Below are 524 nucleotides of genomic sequence, written 5' to 3'. Positions count from 1 at the left end.
TTTTTAACTCACGGAGACTTCGACCATATCGGATCATTTGGTGAAATTGCCAAGGCCTTTAAAATTGAAACCTTATATTTACCAATCGGAATGGACGCGGACACAGAATCCTTAACTACCTTGCAGGAAGCAATCGAGATGGGGAAAAATCCTAAAATGAAGATTATCTGGCTCAAATTTGGAGACCAGGTGGCCCTTGACCAAAAAACCAATTTACAGGTTTTAGCGCCGAATAAATCAGGTGCAGGAGAAAATGCGGATTCTTTAGTCTTATATGGTAGAATAGGACTTCATGACTTTCTATTTACAGGAGATATTGATGGAGCAGCAGAAAATGCGCTCCCGAGTCTACCGGTTGATATTTTAAAAGTGGCTCACCACGGATCAGACCATTCAACGCCAGCTGACTTTATCGAGAGGACTGACCCAAAAATCGCTTGGATTTCAGTGGGTAAGGACAACCGGTATGGCCATCCAGCTGACCGGGTGGTGGCTGATTTAGAAGCCAATCAAACAAAAATATA

At 42.7% G+C, this 524-nt stretch carries 1 protein-coding gene; it reads left to right on the top strand.

Annotation, left to right across the window (positions count from 1 at the left end; translation table 11 throughout):
* Positions 1–524: ComEC/Rec2 family competence protein (locus ACRCJ0_RS19205; RefSeq protein WP_431391816.1), on the top strand; the 524-nt coding region annotated here is incomplete at both ends.

This window comes from Aerococcus sp. L_32, assembly GCF_050689315.1.
Note: the sequence above shows the minus strand (reverse complement) of the source record. Positions and strands in the feature narration are given on the sequence as shown.